General features: G+C 73.5%; 10 protein-coding genes. 2 read left to right on the top strand and 8 right to left on the bottom strand.

Annotated features, from left to right (window positions below):
• Window positions 1-165 precede the first annotated feature (165 nt).
• Window positions 166-3054, bottom strand: a complete 2889-nt coding sequence (locus ACFP1K_RS32930) for a tetratricopeptide repeat protein (protein ID WP_380760758.1) — start codon at window positions 3052-3054, stop codon at window positions 166-168.
• Between the two features lie 170 nt (window positions 3055-3224).
• Between ACFP1K_RS32930 and ACFP1K_RS32925 the strand changes: the two genes are divergently transcribed.
• Window positions 3225-3401, top strand: a complete 177-nt coding sequence (locus ACFP1K_RS32925; RefSeq protein ID WP_380760756.1) for a hypothetical protein — start codon at window positions 3225-3227, stop codon at window positions 3399-3401.
• 16 nt (window positions 3402-3417) lie between these two features.
• Here ACFP1K_RS32925 and ACFP1K_RS32920 read toward each other — a convergent pair whose 3' ends face one another.
• From ACFP1K_RS32920 to ACFP1K_RS32905, 4 genes are all read right to left on the bottom strand, one after another.
• Entirely contained in the window at window positions 3418-4845 is a 1428-nt protein-coding gene (locus tag ACFP1K_RS32920; RefSeq protein ID WP_380760754.1) for a formimidoylglutamate deiminase, read from the bottom strand.
• 93 nt (window positions 4846-4938) lie between these two features.
• Window positions 4939-6165, bottom strand: a complete 1227-nt coding sequence (locus tag ACFP1K_RS32915; RefSeq protein WP_380760752.1) for an allantoate amidohydrolase — start codon at window positions 6163-6165, stop codon at window positions 4939-4941.
• Window positions 6162-7832, bottom strand: a complete 1671-nt coding sequence (gene hutU, locus ACFP1K_RS32910; protein WP_380760750.1) for a urocanate hydratase — start codon at window positions 7830-7832, stop codon at window positions 6162-6164. The genes ACFP1K_RS32915 and hutU overlap by 4 nt, the downstream gene beginning before the upstream one ends.
• Before the next feature lie 13 nt (window positions 7833-7845).
• Window positions 7846-8718 carry a MurR/RpiR family transcriptional regulator gene (locus ACFP1K_RS32905; protein ID WP_380760748.1) on the bottom strand — a complete coding sequence of 291 codons (873 nt, stop codon included), beginning with the start codon at window positions 8716-8718 and terminating at the stop codon, window positions 7846-7848.
• A gap of 499 nt (window positions 8719-9217) precedes the next feature.
• Here ACFP1K_RS32905 and ACFP1K_RS32900 point away from each other — a divergent pair, with 499 nt between their 5' ends.
• Window positions 9218-10804, top strand: a complete 1587-nt coding sequence (locus ACFP1K_RS32900) for an aromatic amino acid ammonia-lyase (protein WP_380760746.1) — start codon at window positions 9218-9220, stop codon at window positions 10802-10804.
• A gap of 7 nt (window positions 10805-10811) precedes the next feature.
• Here the strand turns inward: ACFP1K_RS32900 and ACFP1K_RS32895 are convergent, their stop codons facing one another.
• From ACFP1K_RS32895 to ACFP1K_RS32885, 3 genes are read right to left on the bottom strand one after another with little or no spacing between them, the layout of a single operon-like run.
• Window positions 10812-12179 carry a polymorphic toxin type 4 domain-containing protein gene (locus ACFP1K_RS32895; RefSeq protein WP_380760744.1) on the bottom strand — a complete coding sequence of 456 codons (1368 nt, stop codon included), beginning with the start codon at window positions 12177-12179 and terminating at the stop codon, window positions 10812-10814.
• A complete protein-coding gene (locus tag ACFP1K_RS32890) occupies window positions 12176-13618 on the bottom strand; it encodes a hypothetical protein (protein ID WP_380760742.1) in 1443 nt (480 codons plus the stop codon). The genes ACFP1K_RS32895 and ACFP1K_RS32890 overlap by 4 nt, the downstream gene beginning before the upstream one ends.
• A complete protein-coding gene (locus ACFP1K_RS32885; protein ID WP_380760740.1) occupies window positions 13602-16199 on the bottom strand; it encodes a hypothetical protein in 2598 nt (865 codons plus the stop codon). Before ACFP1K_RS32885 ends, ACFP1K_RS32890 begins: the two co-directional genes overlap by 17 nt.
• Between the last annotated feature and the right edge of the window lie 209 nt (window positions 16200-16408).

The raw sequence follows: 16408 nt of genomic DNA, 5'->3' as shown, positions 1-16408 counted from the left end.
CGCCGCGCCCTCCACCACCCCGACCTCGGGATCGTTGGTAACCAGCACCCCCATCCCATCGACGAGCAACCACGCCACCCCGGCCCCCGATCCACCGTTCCCGACCATGCCGCCATCCACGCTCTCACACCCACCCCACCCACCCCCCACCGCCGGGCCACACCCTCAGCGATCGTCCTCGGGCGGGAGCACGGACCACGGCCGCGCCGTCGCCCCACCGGGCTCGATGCCATAACGCAGCAGGTCGCCGGCCTCGTCCTCCTTCCCTTGATCACGAAGCATCTCCGCCAGCAGCCAGGGGCCTCCCAGCAGGGCGAACTCCATCAGCTCCCGCGTGACGGCTTCCGCCTCGGCCAGCCGGCCGGCTCGTTCCAGATGTGTGCGCAGCCACAACCGGGACCTGCGGTCGGTGGACGCCGAAGGCCGGAGCACCTCTATGGCACGATCCGCCTCGCCCCGCTCCTCGAACACACGAGCCTGACCGCGGGCCGCCAGGCCGTGACCGCCTTCCGCGGCCTCGACGACCCACCGCTCCGCGGCGTGCGGGTCCTCCTGGAGATCGGCGAGGAGGAACATGCACTCGACGTCACCCGTGTCCGCGCGTTCCTCCAGCCAGGACCGCGCGTGGTCCGCGCCGCGGACCTTCTTGAGCAGCTCGGCGTAGCTGCGGACGGAGTGCTCCTCACCCGCCTCGGCCGCCTCCCGCCAGAGCTCCAGCGCCTCCTCCCCGCGGCCGGTCACCGCCAGGAAATCAGACAGCGCCGTCTTGCCCGCGATCTCAACCGCGGCACGCCGCAACCACCGTTCCGCGTCCGCCCACCTCCCCGCCCGGGCCAGCAACTCACCGAGTGAGCGCATGGCGGAGAGGTCACCGGACCCGGCCAGCCGTCGCCAGACCGCTTCCGCCGCGTCCAGGTCGCCTCCGCGCTCGAAAAGATCCGCCATGGTGGACTTCGCGGTGTAGCTCCCCTGATCCGCGCGAACCCGCCACAACTCGGCAGCCTCGTTGTACCTGCCCGCCTCCAGCAGCGGTTTCTGCCGGGTCCGGATCGCCCGCCTGCTCCCCGCCGCCGCGGCCTTCTCCAGCCACGACCCGGCCTCCGCGTGATCGCCGCGTTCCCTCAGCCCGGCGGCCAGGTCCACCATGGACCACCTGTGTCCCGCCTCGGCGCACACCACCCGCCAGCGCCATCGTTCCCCGGCGTCCTCGACCAGACCTGTCAGGGCGACGGCGGCATCCAAGTCTCCCCTCTCGGCGAGCGGCACCAGCAGGCGGACCGCCTCCTGGATCCGGCCACCCGCGCGCAGGACCTTCACCGTGGCCGTGACGGCGATCCAGCTCCCCGCCGTCACCGCAGGGCTGAGCCATTGGAGAGCCTCATCGAGTAGTCCGGCATCCCTCAGCCGGCCGACGAGGTCGGACATGCCTCTGCCGTCGTCCGCGACCACCAGCCGGCGCCACCAATACGCCGCGTCCGCGTCACGCTCCTCCTCCCGCGCCCGCTCCGCCATCTCCCACTGACACGACCCGTCGTCCCGCGCGGCCCCGTACCGGACCCACGCGTCACGATCCGGATGGTCCGCCATCGCGGTGAGCATCCGCGCCAGGCCCGCGTGGTCACCGGCCTCCGCCACCGGCCGCACCACCGTCGCGGCGAGCCGCTTCAGGTTCCTCTCGCCGGCGGCCTTGGCGACGGCCAGCCGGTCCTCGTCCGTGCTCACCCAGCGCGCCAGGGCCTCCCAGACACCCGCCGGGACACGCACCCATCTGCGTTCGCCGTGGATGTGCTGTGCGAGGAATTCGTGCGTCCGGTAACCGTCCGGCGGGCCCATGCCGGGCTGCTCGCGGACGCCGGTGAGCGCGGCGACGCCGTGCACCTGGAAGGTCGCGGCGGCCAGGCCCTCGGTGAACCAGTCCGTTTCTTCACCGACCGCCCGCTGCTCCGGCCGCAAATAGTGTGGTGCGGCCTCGCGCAGGAACCCGGCGGGCACCGGAGCGGACGTGCCCAGCATCCCGGCGTCCGCGGCGGCGGTGACGATGCCCGCGCACACCGGGTCCGTGCCGTCCCGGTGCCGGCGGACCAGTTCCGGGCCGCCGGTCAGGGCCTGGATGACCTTGCCGTCCTGTCCGGCCGCCTTGCCCGCGTAGGCGAGCCGGGCGTCCCGCCCGCCGAGCTCCGCCAGCCGTCGCATCGCGTCCGGGTCGGCGCCCAGGCGTTCCGGGACGGCGATGTGACGGCAGGCGTTGAGGAGTTCGCGTACGGCGGCGTGCGGATCGGCCGTTCCTTGTGCCGGTCGCGCGGTGAAGGTGTCCCATGCCGTCGCCGGCATGGTGGCCAGGACCACCACCAGCGTGTCGCCGCTGATCAGTTCGTCCAGGGCCGTGACGACCGCGTCCGCGCCCTCCACGTAGCGTTGCAACTCGTCCAGCCACAGCACGACCGGGCCCGGCAAACCGTCCTCCACGGCGGACAGCAGCGCGGTGCCGTTGAACGGGCGCAGCAGCGGCCACCTGGGCAGTGCGCGGTTCACCGCCTCCCAGGCGGCGCGGGTCTTGCCCGTGCACGACGAACCGGTCAGCACGATCATCGGATGGCGTTCGGGGGCCTGGAGCAGGCGCTGCAACTCGCGGTCGTGCCGCCGGGTGATGTACGGCGGCAGGGGCCGCGTGCCGGTCGGTGATCCCACCGCGATCACCTGGTGGACGCCGAGCCGGAACGGGTCCCACTGGACGATGGGGCGGCCGGGGCGGGCTTCGGGGGTCTTCTCCTCGGTCCGGTCGAGGCTTCGTTCCAGCAGCGCGTGCTCCTGCCGCCAGTACGACTTGTCGACCGACACGCCGAGGATCCTGCCGTGCTTCTCCGCGTGCTTGGCGCACGTCTCCACGACGGCCCACACCACGGCCCAGTCGGGGGCCCGTTTGATCTCGCCTCTGAGCACGGAGCTGAGCGCCTGTTTGCTGCGGCCGGTAGGTTCGACGAGGGCCGCCTGCTTGATTCCGGACTCGTCGACCAGTCCGGATAATCGAGCGCAGAACTCAGCGAGCGGCGTCATCTGTCCGGTGTCTCGTGGAGTACGGCGCGGACACCGGACACACCGCGCCGGCCTGTGCGAACATCCGGATATTCCGGACCTGGACGGGATCGCGGGATGAGGGGGCCGGAGGGCGAGACGGTTCCCGGGAACGGGCCGCGGCAGGTGGCCCCGGGGACTTGGAGGGTCCCATGTACAACACGCTCTACGCCGTGGTCCACCCGGTGATTTTAGGGTTTCTCGTGGTCGCGGTGGGGATCTTCCTCTGCCTCGCCGTCATCCTCCCCGCCGTCTGGTCGCGCAAGCCGCAGCGGCGGAAGGCGGCGCTGGACGTGCTGCGGTTGCTGCTGCGGTGGCGGCGGCCGTAGGCACGGCCGCCGCCGTCTACTCGGCCCGGGTGACCTCGCCGATGGCCGCCGCCAGGAGGGCCGGGACGTCGCCGGCCAGCAGGTGGCGGCCGCCCGAGACGATGTGGCGGCCGGTGGCCACGACCTCGCGGACGTCGGAGGCGGTGGCGGCGAAGATCAGGGACTCGGGGAGGGTGGTGGGGTGGGCGCCGGCGAGGCGGACGGAGTCGAGGGAGACGGTGACCAGGTCGGCGGGGGCGCCGGGGCGGATCTGGCCCGCCTCGGTCCAGCCCAGGGAGGCGTGGCCGGTTTCGGTGGCGGAGCGGAGGAGGTCGATGGCCTGCCAGTGGCCGCGGTGGCGGGTGGCGAGGCGTTCGTCCAGCTCCACGGCGCGGGCCTCCTCCAGCAGGTCGATCACGGCGTGGCTGTCGCTGCCGAGGGAGAGGGGGGTGCCGGCGTCGGCGAGGTCGCGGAGGGGGCCGATGCCGTCGGCCAGGTCTCGTTCGGTGGTGGGGCAGGCGCAGACGGTGGTGCCCGCGGCACCCAGCAACGAGATGTCGGCGGGGGTCAGGTGGGTGGCGTGGACGGCGGACGAGGCGGGGCCGAGGGCGCCGTGGTCGGCCAGCAGCTCGGTGGGGGTGCGGCCGTGGGCGGCCTTGCAGGCGTCGTTCTCGGCGGTCTGCTCGGAGAGGTGGAAGTGCAGGGGGACGCCGCGGGCGCGGGACCAGCCGGCCACGATGCCGATCTCGTCGGCGGGGACGGCGCGGACGGAGTGCAGGGCGGCGCCGACCCGGGCGTGGCCGCCGAACGGGCTCCCGGTGGCCTCGCCGCGGGTGGTGACGTCGTCCAGGAGGTCGTCGACGCGGTTGGCCCAGGCGGTGGCGCTCAGGTCGGTGAACCTCGTCTGCGGGCCCGCGAGGGGGACGTCGAAGCCGCCGGTCAGGTAGCAGGCGTCCAGCAGCGTGATGCGGATGCCCGCGTCGGCCGCGGCGGCGACCAGGGCCTCGCCCATGGCGTTGCGGGAGGCGTAGCGGCGGCCCTCGGCGTCATGGTGCAGGTAGTGGAACTCGCCGACGCAGGTGATCCCGGCCAGGGCCATCTCCGCGTACACCGCGACGGCCAGCCGGTGGTACAGCTCGGGCGTCAGCCTCGCGGCGACCTGGTACATCTGCTCGCGCCACGTCCAGAACGTCCCCCGGTCCCGCTGGGTGCGACCGCGCAGGGCCCGGTGGAAGGCGTGGGAGTGCGCGTTCGCCATTCCCGGGATCGTCACTCCCCGCAGGTGCACGGCCCCCGGCGGCGGCCCGCCGGCCTCCTGCCGCACGTCCGAGATGGCCTCCCCCGTCACCTCGACGACGACCCCCGCCACGACCCCGTCCCCGCCCAGCCACGCATGATCCGCGTAGTACACGGTCACCGCCACGTAGTTCCCCCGCTCGCCGTTTCGCCATTCCCCTGCGGGCACCGCCCCACTGTCAAGTGCCTCTAAGGGGAAGAAAGTGACCAGCATGCCACGCTCCCCGCCTGCTCCGGGGCGACGTGGCGAATCCGGCACCGGTCAGGTGCGGGTGAGGTCTTCCAGGACGTCGGCGAGCGCCGTCACCCCCGTCACGCAGTCGCCGGTGCCGGCGTGCTCGGCGGGGCTGTGGCTGGTGCCGGTGGGGTTGCGGACGAACAGCATGGCGGTGGGCGCGTGGGAGGAGAGGATGCCGGCGTCGTGCCCGGCGCCGGTGGGGAGGACGGGGGCGCCGCCCAGGGTGGCGGCGAGGCGGTCGCGCAAGGGGACGCCGAACTCGACCAGCGGCGTGTACGACTCGGGGTGCACCTCCACCCGCACACCGTGCCCCGCCGCGGCCTTCTCGGCCGCCCGGGTGATCGCGGACACCGTCTCGTGGACGGTGGCCTCGTCGGGCGCGCGGGCGTCGAGCCAGGCGTCGACGCGGGAGGGGATGGCGTTGGTGCCGTTGGGGGTGACGTGGACCTTGCCGAAGGTGGCCAGGGCGCCGAGGTGCCCGGCGACGTCGCGGGCGGCGAGGACGGTGGACGCGAACGGCTGCATCGGGTCGCGGCGGTCCGCCAGGCGGGTCGTGCCCGCGTGGTCGGCCTCGCCGTGGAAGGTGCAGCGCCAGCGGCCGTGCGGCCAGATCGCCGCGGCGACACCCACGGGTGCACCGAGATCGACCAGGCCGCGGCCCTGCTCGATGTGCAGCTCGACAAAGGCGCCTATGCGGGACAGCGCCTCGTCGTCGCGGCCGATCGCTCCGGGATCGGCGCCCGCGGCGCTCATCGCCTCGGCGAGCGTGATCCCGTCGGCGTCCCGCAGTGCGCGGGCGTCCCCGGGGTCGAGGACGCCGGTGAGCAGGCGGCTGCCGACGCAGGCCACCCCGAACCGGGCGCCCTCCTCGTCGGCGAAGTCCACCACGGCGATGGGCCGGGACGGCGTCACGCCGCGCTCCCGCAGCAGGTCGACCGCGAGGAACGCCGACACCACCCCCAGCGGCCCGTCGTACGCCCCGCCGCCGGGCACACTGTCCAGGTGGCTCCCGGTGACCACGGCCCCGGGACCCGGCGTGCCCCACCAGGCCCACAGGTTGCCGTTACGGTCCCGCTCACAGGGCATGCCCCGCAGGGCGGCCTGTCCGGCGAACCATTCCCGCAACTCCAGGTCCACCGCCGTCCAGGCGAACCGGTGATACCCGGCCGCCCCGCCGTCCCCGATGACCGCGAGCTCCCGCCAGACGGCCTCGAACCGCGCGCGTACCGGCGCATCGGTCGCCGGGCTCATCGAGGATCGCTGTTCGACATCGGGATGGTCACGCCGCGTTCGGTGGCCGTGGTCTCCGCCTGTTCGTAGCCCGCGTCGACGTGGCGGATCACGCCCATGGCGGGGTCGTTGGTCAGTACGCGTTCCAGCTTGCGGGCCGCGAGAGGGGTGCCGTCCGCGACGGCGACCTGGCCGGCGTGGATGGAGCGGCCGATGCCTACGCCGCCGCCGTGGTGGATGGAGACCCAGGTGGCGCCGGAGGACACGTTGACCATGGCGTTGAGCAGGGGCCAGTCGGCTATGGCGTCGGAGCCGTCGAGCATGGCCTCGGTCTCGCGGTACGGGGAGGCGACGGAGCCGGCGTCCAGGTGGTCGCGGCCGATGACGACGGGGGCGGACAGCTCGCCGGAGGCGACCATCTCGTTGAAGCGGACGCCGGCGCGGTCGCGTTCGCCGTAGCCGAGCCAGCAGATGCGGGCGGGCAGGCCCTGGAACGCGACCCGCTCCCCGGCCAGTTTGATCCAGCGCGCCAGCGACTCGTTCTCGGGGAACAGCTCCAGGACGGCGCGGTCGGTGGCGGCGATGTCCCGGGGGTCGCCGGACAGGGCGGCCCAGCGGAACGGGCCCTTGCCCTCGCAGAACAGGGGACGGATGTAGGCGGGCACGAAGCCGGGGAAGTCGAACGCGCGCGCGTACCCGGCCAGCTTGGCCTCGCCCCGGATGGAGTTGCCGTAGTCGAAGACCTCGGCGCCCTTGTCCAGGAAGCCCACCATGGCCTCCACGTGTCGGGCCATCGACTCGCGGGCACGCAAGGTGAAGGCGGCGGGGTCCTTGGCCGCCTCACCGGGCATGTCGTCGAACGCCATGCCGAGCGGCAGGTACGACAGCGGGTCGTGCGCCGAGGTCTGGTCGGTGACGATGTCGATGGGCGCGTCCATGGCGAGGATCTCCGGCAGCACCTCGGCGGCGTTGCCCAGCAGGCCGATCGAGAGGGGACGCCGCTCGGCGCGGGCCTCGGCGGCCAGCCGCAGCGCGTCCTCCAGGTTGTCCGCCTGGACGTCGAGGTAGCGGTGCTCGATGCGCCGGGCGATCCGCGAGGGGTCGCATTCGACGCAGAGCGCCACCCCGCCGTTCATGGTGACGGCCAGCGGCTGGGCCCCGCCCATGCCGCCGAGCCCGGCGGTCAGGGTGACCGTCCCGGCCAGCGTGCCGCCGAACCGCTTGGCGGCCACGGCGGCGAACGTCTCGTAGGTGCCCTGCAGGATGCCCTGGGTGCCGATGTAGATCCACGAACCGGCGGTCATCTGGCCGTACATGGTCAGCCCGAGGGCCTCCAGCCGCCGGAACTCCTCCCAGGTGGCCCAGTCCCCCACGAGGTTGGAGTTGGCGATCAGCACCCGGGGCGCCCACTCGTGCGTCTGGAGCACGCCGACCGGCCGCCCCGACTGCACCAGCAGCGTCTCGTCGCCCTTCAGCCCCTGGAGGGTCCGCGCGATGGCGTCGAACGACGGCCAGTCCCGCGCCGCCTTCCCGGTCCCGCCGTACACGACCAGCTTGTCGGGGTGCTCGGCGACCTCGGGGTCCAGGTTGTTGTGCAGCATGCGGTACGCCGCCTCCTGCTGCCACCCGAGGCAGGACAGATCGGTGCCTCTCGGGGACCGGATCGTCCGGCGGGCCTGGTCGCTCATCGGGTCATCTCCTTCAGTCGGACAGGAAGAGCCGGCGTCGCGCGGCGCCGTCCTCGAAGTGTTCGATGGACGCCTGCTCCCGCACGGGAAGCGCGCCGATCATCGAATGCACCAGGGCCGCGCACAGCACCGTGGGCGCGGCCTGGGAGTCGAAGGCGAAGTGGGAGCTGACCGGCGCCACCAGCACCGCGTCCGCCTGCTCGACGAGCGCGCCGACCGACTGGTCGGTGACCAGCGCCACCCGCAGCCCCGCGCCCCGGGCCCACACGAGCCCTTCGAGCAGCTCGCGCGGGTGACGGGGCAGCCCGAAGGCGAGCACCCACGTGGCGCCCGCGTCGGCGGCCCGGCTGAGCCGGTCCGCAAGGACAGATCCCGGCGCGTCGACGACCCGGACGTCCGGGTGCGCCTTGGCCGCGAGGTACCCGAACAGGTGCGCCAGCGGCGCCGACACCCGCAGCCCGACGACCGGCAACGGCCGGGACGCCGCCAGCGCGGCCCCGACCTCCGCCAGCCGCCCGGTGTCGGCCAGCCCGTCCCGCAACAACTCTAGGTTACGCACCTCGGAGTCGACCATCGCCTGCACGGGGTTGAGCCCCGGCGGCTCGGCCTGCCGCCCGTCCCGCAGCGCGGCGCGCAGGTGGTCCCGGAACTCGGGGAACCCGCTGAACCCCAGCGCGAACGCGAACCGCGTCACCGACGGCTGGCTGATCCCGACCGCCTCGGCGATGTCGTTCCCGGTGAGGAACACCGCCTCCCGCGGACGTTCCAGCAGGTAGCGCACGATCCGCCGCTGCGACGGCGACAGCCGGTGCCCGCGGACGATCTCCTGAAGCCGCCCGGCGACCCGCGACGCGTCCTCGACGGCAGGGTCCGTCGGCCGGCTCATCGCGTCTCCCGTCCACCGTCACGCATGAATGCTTTCATGCATGATGGTCGCCGCATGAAAACATGTCAACCGGCCATTCCCGCCGGTCCACCCGCCCTGACCGGCTTCCCTTAATCGACCGGCCGGCCGCGTCCGGAAACCGAACCCGGCCCGGCGAAAGCCGGGAAACCCTTTTCCATGGCGGCGATGACCGTCGCGGGCCCGCGTTCTTCGCCGGGCTGGAAATTGTGCGACGAAACCCGGATGACGAATTACGTGCCCGCGATCTCCCCGCGCATCCGGTTACGTGCCCGCGATCTCCCCGCGCATCCGGAAGGCGGGAAGCCCGCGGCCCCGGCGGCCCCCGGGAAGACCCCCGGGTGCCTCCTCGGGTGCCCAACCTGGCCGTCGCGTGGTGGTTCACCCGAAGCCGTCTCCCGGGCCTCAGCTCGCGTCGGCCACACGAAGCCCCATGTCAGCCGATATTTCCACGTAAGGTGGGCCAAAGGGGCTCATCGTAATGGCGTCACGCATCATCACCTTGGACGGTGCCCGCATCCGTCCCGCCGACATCGCGGACATCGCGCGCACCGCCTTGCCGGTACGGCTGGACCCCGGCGGTCTCGACCGGGCCGCCGCCGCCCGCAAGGCCGCCGAGGAGATCGCCGCCCGCCGCCCCGTCTACGGCCGCACCACCGGCGTCGGCGCCAACCGCACCCAGGAGGCCGCCGACGACGCCCACGGCCTGCGCCTGCTCCGCAGCCACGCCGCCGGGATCGGCCCGCCCCTGCCACCGGACCACGTACGCGCGATGCTCGCCGTACGCGCCAACCAGATCCTCTCCGGTGGCGGCGGCACCGACCCCGCGTTCGCCCAGGCGATGGCCGAGGCCCTCAACTCCGGCCACCTCCCGGAGGTCCACGAGCTCGGCTCCCTCGGCACCGGCGACCTGACGGCATTGGCCGAAACGGCCCTCACCCTCATCGGCGAACGCCCCTGGGCCTCCACACGACCGGAACCCACGCCAAGCCTGCGGCCCAAGGGCTCCCAGAGCCCGCCGACACCCGCACCGAGGTGGCCCGGGGATTCCCATAGCCTCCCGACACCCGCACCGAGGTGGGCCAAGGATTCCCATAGCCCGCCGATCCCGGACCCGCACGGCGATCCCCCGGCGCCCGTCACCCCGGGATCCGGCGACGCCTTGGCCTTCTGCAGCAGCGGCGCCCTGACCGTCGGCCAGGCGGCCCTGGCGTGGGCGGACCTGCGAGGCCTGCTCGGCGCCGCCCAGGTGGTCGCGGCCCTCGCCCTGCTGGCGGTGAACGCGAGCGGCGAGCCGTACGACGAGCACGTGCACGCCATCCGCCCGCATCCCGGGAACGCCGAGGTCGCCGCCGAGACGCGCCGCCTGCTGGCCGGCGCCTGGCCCGCCCCGGCCCGCATCCAGGACCCCTTCGCCTACCGCTGCCACCCGCAGGTGCACGGCGCGGCCCTCGAAGCGCTGTCCGCCCTGGAACAGGTCCTCCACCTGGAGATCAACTCCGCCCCGGAGAACCCGCTGATCAACGCCCCCGCCGCCACCGTCCACCACCACGGCGGCTTCCACCTGGCCAAACTCACCCTCACCCTCGACCACCTGCGCCTGGCCTTGCTCAACACCGCCCACCTGTCCGCGGCCCGCCTCACCTCCCTGATGGACCCCGCCTTCACCGGCCTGCCCGCCTTCCTGGCCGAGGGCCCCCCGGGCAGCTCAGGCCTCATGGTCCTGGAGTACTCCGCCTCCTCCGCCCTGGCCGACCTCCGCACCAACGCCCACCCCGCCTCCCTGGGCCACACCGTCCTGTCCCGCGGCCTGGAGGAACACGCCAGCTTCGCCTCCCAGTCCGCCCGCCAGACCCTCCACGCCGCGACCGCCTACCGCCTGGTCCTCGCCTGCGAACTGGTCACCGCCGTCCGCGCCCTCCGCCACCGCCCCCCGCCCCCGGCCACCCTCGTGGGCACCGCCTTCGCCATGGCGGCCCGCGAGCTGAACCCGGATCCCGCCGACCGTCCCCTGACCGAGGACGTCGGAACCGCCGCAGGCCTCCTCGAATCCCTCACGGCCGTCTGACCGGTGTTCAGCGGACCTCGATGTCCACCTTCCCTGCCTCGTCGACGGACAGGACGACCGTGGCGCGGCTGCCGGAGCCGAGGTCGACGTCGTAGTGGGCGGCGCGGAGCAGGGGGATCGTGTCGCCCTTGGCGGTGACCACGTGCTGGAGGTAGACGCTGACGGTGACGTCCGAGCCGGCTTTCACGTTCAGGCGGCCGGAGCGTTTGACGTTCCAGCGGAGGAAGTCCTCGATGGTGTTCTTCTGCAGCAGGTTGAACAGCTCGTGAGGCGCGTAGGCGAGGCCGGCGAGGGTCTCGTCGCCGAGGATGGGGCCCACGGCGTGGCAGCGGGCGTAGCCCTGGAAGCGGGGGTCGCCCAGTTTCCCGGCCGGGGGGAGGATCTTGTCCAGTTCGCTGTCGGGGAGCCTGGCCGACTCGGGACCGGTCACGGTCCTGACCACGATCTTCTCGTCGTAGGCGCCACCCTTCAGGGGGTAGGCGTGGCGTTCGATGGCGAAGATGCGGGTGCCGGTACGGGAAGCTGTGAGGCCTCTGGCGTCCAGCTTCCGGGGGCGGGTGACGGCGGCGGCCTGGACGGCGGCCTCGGTCTGAGCGCGGCGGATCTCGGCCAGCACCAGGTCCGGACCGAGATCCAGCGCCTGGGGGCCGAGCTCGGACCTGGCGCGGACCGGGGTGGCCGGGAGCGGCGGGCGTACGGTGGTCAGCTCGCCGTCCGGGCCGCGCCAGCGGGGTTGTCCCGCCAGGCCCGCCTTCGCCGGGTCCGGGGGCTTGACCGGGACGGGAGTGTCCGGGCGGACCGGCACGAAGGCCTCACCCGCGATCACGGGGTCCGTCTTGGACCGGGAGTGGTAGAACAGCCACGTCCCGCCCGGCGCCGGCGCGCTGGACACCGCGAGGTCGGCGCCCACCTTGGCGCCGCGCAGGTCGCGCATCTGCTCCCGCAGCTCACGCTGGAGCCGCTCCGCCCCGGGCGCCGACTTGGCGATCATGCCCTGGAGCATGGCGCGCAGCTCACCGGTCTCCGCGGCGGTGAGCTGGTCGAGCGTCCGCCCGCCGAGCGCGTCCTCGGCGGCCGCGACGAGCCTGGCTCCCGCGCCCTGCGGCAACGCCGCCGACGCCCGTTCCAGGGTGAGCCCCAGCCGCGCCTGCGACACGTGCGGACGGAACGCGGGGGCCTCGGCCGAGGGGACGCCGAGCCCCGCCGGGACGGTGCCCGGCAGGTGGGGCGACGGGAGCGCACCCGGGCCGGGGGACGCGTGGGACAGCGTGCTCGCGGTGATCGGCGGGTCCGGGGCCGCGGCGAGTTTGGCCGGGTGGGGATGCGGGACGGCGGCGTTCACCGCCAGTTGCTTGGCCTTCTTGCCCAGGCTCATGGGGAACCACCTCGTTCGACCTTGTCCAGCCCGAGGCGGAGGAGTTCCTTCTCCAGCAGCGCGGAGTTCATGTCGACCACGACCCCGGCCAGGTCGGCCGCGTGCTCGCCGAGCTGGAGCGCGGACTGGACGCGGGCGGCGGCCACCAGCCGCCCGGCGGGACGCAGCACCTGGCCGATGGCCTTGCCGAGGACGGGGAGGGCCACGCTGGAGGCGAGGTCGAGCAGGGTGACGACCAGCCCGGCGGCGTCGGGCTCGGCGAAGCCGAAACGGTCGGCGAGGGGGCCGACGGCCTGCCTGCGGGCCTGCTCGTCGACGTACTCGACCGTCTCGCTGAACGCGCGGACGGCGGTGACGACCAGCGCGGCGGCCAGGGCGAACTGGCCGATCACCGGGATGAGGGACAACACGCCGAACCCGATGGAAGCCCAGCCGAGCACGGCGTCGTCCCGCGCCTTGGCGGCCCGCCCGGCGGCGGCGTCCTCCTCTGCGTACCGCAGGGCGCTCACGGCGGCGGCGTGCCCGATGTCGCCGGGCCGCAGGTCGAGCCGTTGCAGGGCGGTGTGCACGAGGAAGGGGTGCCGCCACAGCGGGTGGGTCGTGCCGAACACCTTCTCCGGCCTGCCGCCGATGCCGACGAGCAGCTCGGCGGTCCTGATCGCCTTGGCGCTTCCGGTCCGCTGGTCCCGGAGGAAGCCCGGCTGCTTGTCGAGCAGATCCGTCCAGGTCTCGGCGAGCGCGTCCTTGATGAGGTCGTCCAGCGGCGTCCCGTCGTCGGCCTGGGCCCACGCGCGCACCGACGACCCCCTCCGCTTGCCCAGGGCGGTCAGCAGCTCGCCGCCGCACACCGCCAGCGCGGGCCACTGCTCGGTGGCCGCCCGGAACGCCGCCACGTACGGCCCCAGCTGGCTCTCGTACTGGGCGCGGGCGTGCGGCGCGTTGTCGGGGACGGTGAAGTTCCACATCCGCAGCCCGCGCCGCATGGCGTCCAGGCCGGCGACGGCGGCGCGCAGCCCGCGGTAGCGGTCCCGCGCCTCGTCGCTGTTGGCGACCGGGGGTTTGGCCAGCTTCCCGGCGACCTCGGCCAGGCCGTACCGGGACAGGCGCAGCGTGCCGCGCGCCATGTCGAGCTGGTCCTTCAGCACGGCCAGCGCGACCTCGTCGATCTGGATGAGGGCGTCCAGCGCGAGCCTGCGGTTGACGGCGATCTGGCGGGCGCACGCCGGGCCCAGGGCGGTCCGGGCGGTCTCGTCCTCCACCTGGTCGACGAGCTCGCGCCCGCCGACCCGGTACAGCAGGTCGACGGTCTCGGCGGCGGCGCTCTCGCTCGTCTCGATGTCGACCCGTGTGGACCGCCCGGGTGCCAGCTCGATCATCACCGGCACCGTGGGCAGGCGGGCCGTCGCCGGGGTGCGCCCGGGTTCAAGGACGACCAGCATGGTCCGTCCCGTTCAGGCAGATCGGGTTCGCGGGCTGGTGCGGCGGCAGGCCCAGGGTGGCGCGGGGGTTGTGCGGCAGTTCGGCGGTCTCGTCGAGCCAGCGGAACGCGGTGGGCAGCCGGACCTCCCACGACTCGCCGGGCTCGCCGTCGGCGGGCGGCGCGAGCTGGTCGCGGATCTCCTGGGCGAGCGAGAGGTACGCCTTGTCGTCCGGCATGGGCGGGGCGCCGCCGCTCCAGGGCTGGCGGAACGTCAGCCAGTGCTCGACCGCCTCCTGCAGGCTGGGGCGGGCGGGCACCACGACGCGCACCGAACCGGCGCGCAGGAACTGGGCGAGCGCCGGGTCCCCGGCGTCCAGGACGCGCAGTTCGTCCCACTCGGCGGGCCGCGCCCAGTAGTACGGGTAGCAGACGTAGACGAGGTTCTGCCACTCGAACGCCTGCTCAAGGAACTGGATCTCGGTGGCGGCGTCCAGCGAGGCGGCCACGTCGGTGTGCTCGTCCGGGTGGCCGTCCCCGGCGGTCCGCACGGCGGGGCGGCCCTTGAACGGCGACTCGCCGGTCAGCCAGGCGATTACCAGGCGCCGCAGCTCCTCCTGGATCATCTGCCGGTGCCGGGACGGCGAGCGTTCCCGCAGCGCGGCGGCGCCCCGCAGGGCCAGCCGGGCCTGCTCCTCGCGGTACTCCTGCACGGCCTGCTGGTGAGCGGCGAGCAGCAGGTCGTACACGCCCTGCCGCCAGTTCTGGTACGACTCCTCGGTGAGACGGCAGGTGACCAGCGCGGAGGCGGTCACCGACTCGGCCCCGGCGGCGACGACCGTCACCGGCAGGCGGTCGCGCACCGGCCTGGGGAGCTGCTGCTTGCCGGTGGGCAGTTTCCAGGCGTAGGTGGCCTGTTTGCGCTGGGTGCCGTCCGCCTGGATGGTGTTGTCGATGCCGTTGCCGTGGAAGTCCCACTCGGTGAGACCGGCCAGGGAAGCGGTGACCGCGATGGCGTGGAACCTGTCGATCGTCTCGACGCCGTCCTTGCCGGCGTCGGTGTACTCCCGGACGAACTTTCCGAGCTGCGGGTTGGCCTGGAGTTCCAGCTCGACGTGCTCGGCCTGGTAGCCGGGCGGCAGGGCGATCTCCTCGTTCACCGAGGCCGGGGCCAGGCTCCAGGTGCCCTCGCCCTTGGTGAGCGTGCTGCTGTCGCCGTGCAGGGTGACGGACACCGTGACGGTCTCCTCCTGCGGCGCCACCACGCCGAGCACCTGATGCTCGCCGGCCAGCCGCGCCCAGCTGTCGCGGGTGATCTCTTCCACGGTCACGGTGAAGTCGCCGGGGTCGTCGAGCGTGGCCTGGTCCGGCGCGGCCAGCAGGCGGCGCAGCGCGTTCCCCGGCTCCGGGAACTGGAACTCCAGCTGTAACCGGTCGGGGTAGCGGAACACCTGGTAGCGGTCGACGCGGTCCACCCACCGGTAGACGCCGCGCACGTGGCCCGGCCCCGGGTTGTCCAGGGTGTGCGCGTCGGTGACCTCGGTACGGCTGAGGGTGCGCTCGGTGCGCTCGGTGCGGCGCCGGTTCTCCACCCGGGCGACGGCCTTGTGCACCGACTCGCGGGCCAGGCGGGTGGCGCGGCGCACGGCGTCCGACACCGAGAAGTCGGCCGAGGCGCCAACCGTCGTGTCGACCTGCGTCGGGCCGTACTGGCCGCTGGTGGTGACCTGGCCGTCGGCCTGCACGGCGAGCTGGACCTGGCGCTGGGTCTCCTCCGACAGCTCGGTCTGCTCGCGCAGCTCGTCGCTCTGCTCGTCGACCGTGGCGCGTTCCTCGCTCCGCAGCTCGGTCAGCTCGTGCTCGTCGATGCTGAGCCGCCGGTACTCCAGCTTCTCCCCCGCCAGCACGTTGGTGATCTCGGCGATCTCCCCGGCCTCGTAGCACCGCCACTCGCTGCGCACCACGTACAGGTCGCTGACCGTGGCCTCCCGCACCAGCCGCACCCGCCGGTCCGGCAGTATCCCCGGGAACGGCGGCGACGGCAGCAACGGCGCACGGTGCCGCAGCAGCTCGTACACCTCCTCCGCCGACTCGAACGCGCCGCACCGCTCCAGCCGCACCGCGACCAGCCCCCCGACCGCCAGCAGCCGCGTCGCCCGCTGTGCCGTCCTCCCCGCGGACGTCACCAGCAGGGCCGCGCAGAGCACGTCCACCAGCGCGTCCCACGCGGCGTCCGCGTCCTCCCCCGGCGTGAACCGATCGAGGTCGATCTCCCTGTCGAGCAGCATCGTGAGCAGTTTGGCCAGGTATTCGTCGAACGCCTCCGGCTCCGGCGCGTTCCCCCGTTCCGTCAGCCACCCGTCCAGCTCCCGCAACACCCGCAGGAACCAGTTCCCCACCGGCCCGTCCCCCAGCACCCCGGCCAGGTCGGGACTCAGCTCCCCCAGGTGATCGGCCGCGAGCCCCTCGGCCCGCCGCTCCCCGAGTTCCTTCAACGCGGCGACGAATGGTCCCCCGTCCCCCAGCCGCAAATAACGCTCGTCGTCCCCTGTGACCGCGCGCATCGGCGCACGGTTCATCCGGAACGCAGCAAGATCCGTCATCTGACCCGCTCCTCCTGGATCCACGTCCCGCCGACGCTAGATCCACACCCCCGCCTCCCACCTCGGGGCGACCCCTGGGGATTTCCCTAGCCCGGCCTCGGCGGCGACGCGCCTGACCGTGACGAGGCCGGTCATCGGCATGCTCTCGCTGGTGGCAGGGGCCCAGGGCGCCGTCCGGGTGGGGCGGCTAGAAGGTCAAGGGCTGACGG

Source organism: Sphaerisporangium aureirubrum, from assembly GCF_042658925.1.
Taxonomy (GTDB): Bacteria; Actinomycetota; Actinomycetes; order Streptosporangiales; family Streptosporangiaceae; genus Sphaerisporangium; species Sphaerisporangium aureirubrum.
This window is presented reverse-complemented; position numbering and strand designations above follow the sequence as displayed.

Coding starts and splice junctions, on each gene's coding strand:
- ACFP1K_RS32930 (WP_380760758.1), bottom strand. CDS start 3,054: ATGACGCCGCTCGCTGAGTTCTGCGCTCGATTATCCGGACTGGTCGAC.
- ACFP1K_RS32925 (WP_380760756.1), top strand. CDS start 3,225: ATGTACAACACGCTCTACGCCGTGGTCCACCCGGTGATTTTAGGGTTT.
- ACFP1K_RS32915 (WP_380760752.1), bottom strand. CDS start 6,165: ATGAGCCCGGCGACCGATGCGCCGGTACGCGCGCGGTTCGAGGCCGTC.
- hutU (WP_380760750.1), bottom strand. CDS start 7,832: ATGAGCGACCAGGCCCGCCGGACGATCCGGTCCCCGAGAGGCACCGAT.
- ACFP1K_RS32905 (WP_380760748.1), bottom strand. CDS start 8,718: ATGAGCCGGCCGACGGACCCTGCCGTCGAGGACGCGTCGCGGGTCGCC.
- ACFP1K_RS32900 (WP_380760746.1), top strand. CDS start 9,218: ATGGCGTCACGCATCATCACCTTGGACGGTGCCCGCATCCGTCCCGCC.
- ACFP1K_RS32895 (WP_380760744.1), bottom strand. CDS start 12,179: ATGAGCCTGGGCAAGAAGGCCAAGCAACTGGCGGTGAACGCCGCCGTC.
- ACFP1K_RS32890 (WP_380760742.1), bottom strand. CDS start 13,618: ATGCTGGTCGTCCTTGAACCCGGGCGCACCCCGGCGACGGCCCGCCTG.
- ACFP1K_RS32885 (WP_380760740.1), bottom strand. CDS start 16,199: ATGACGGATCTTGCTGCGTTCCGGATGAACCGTGCGCCGATGCGCGCG.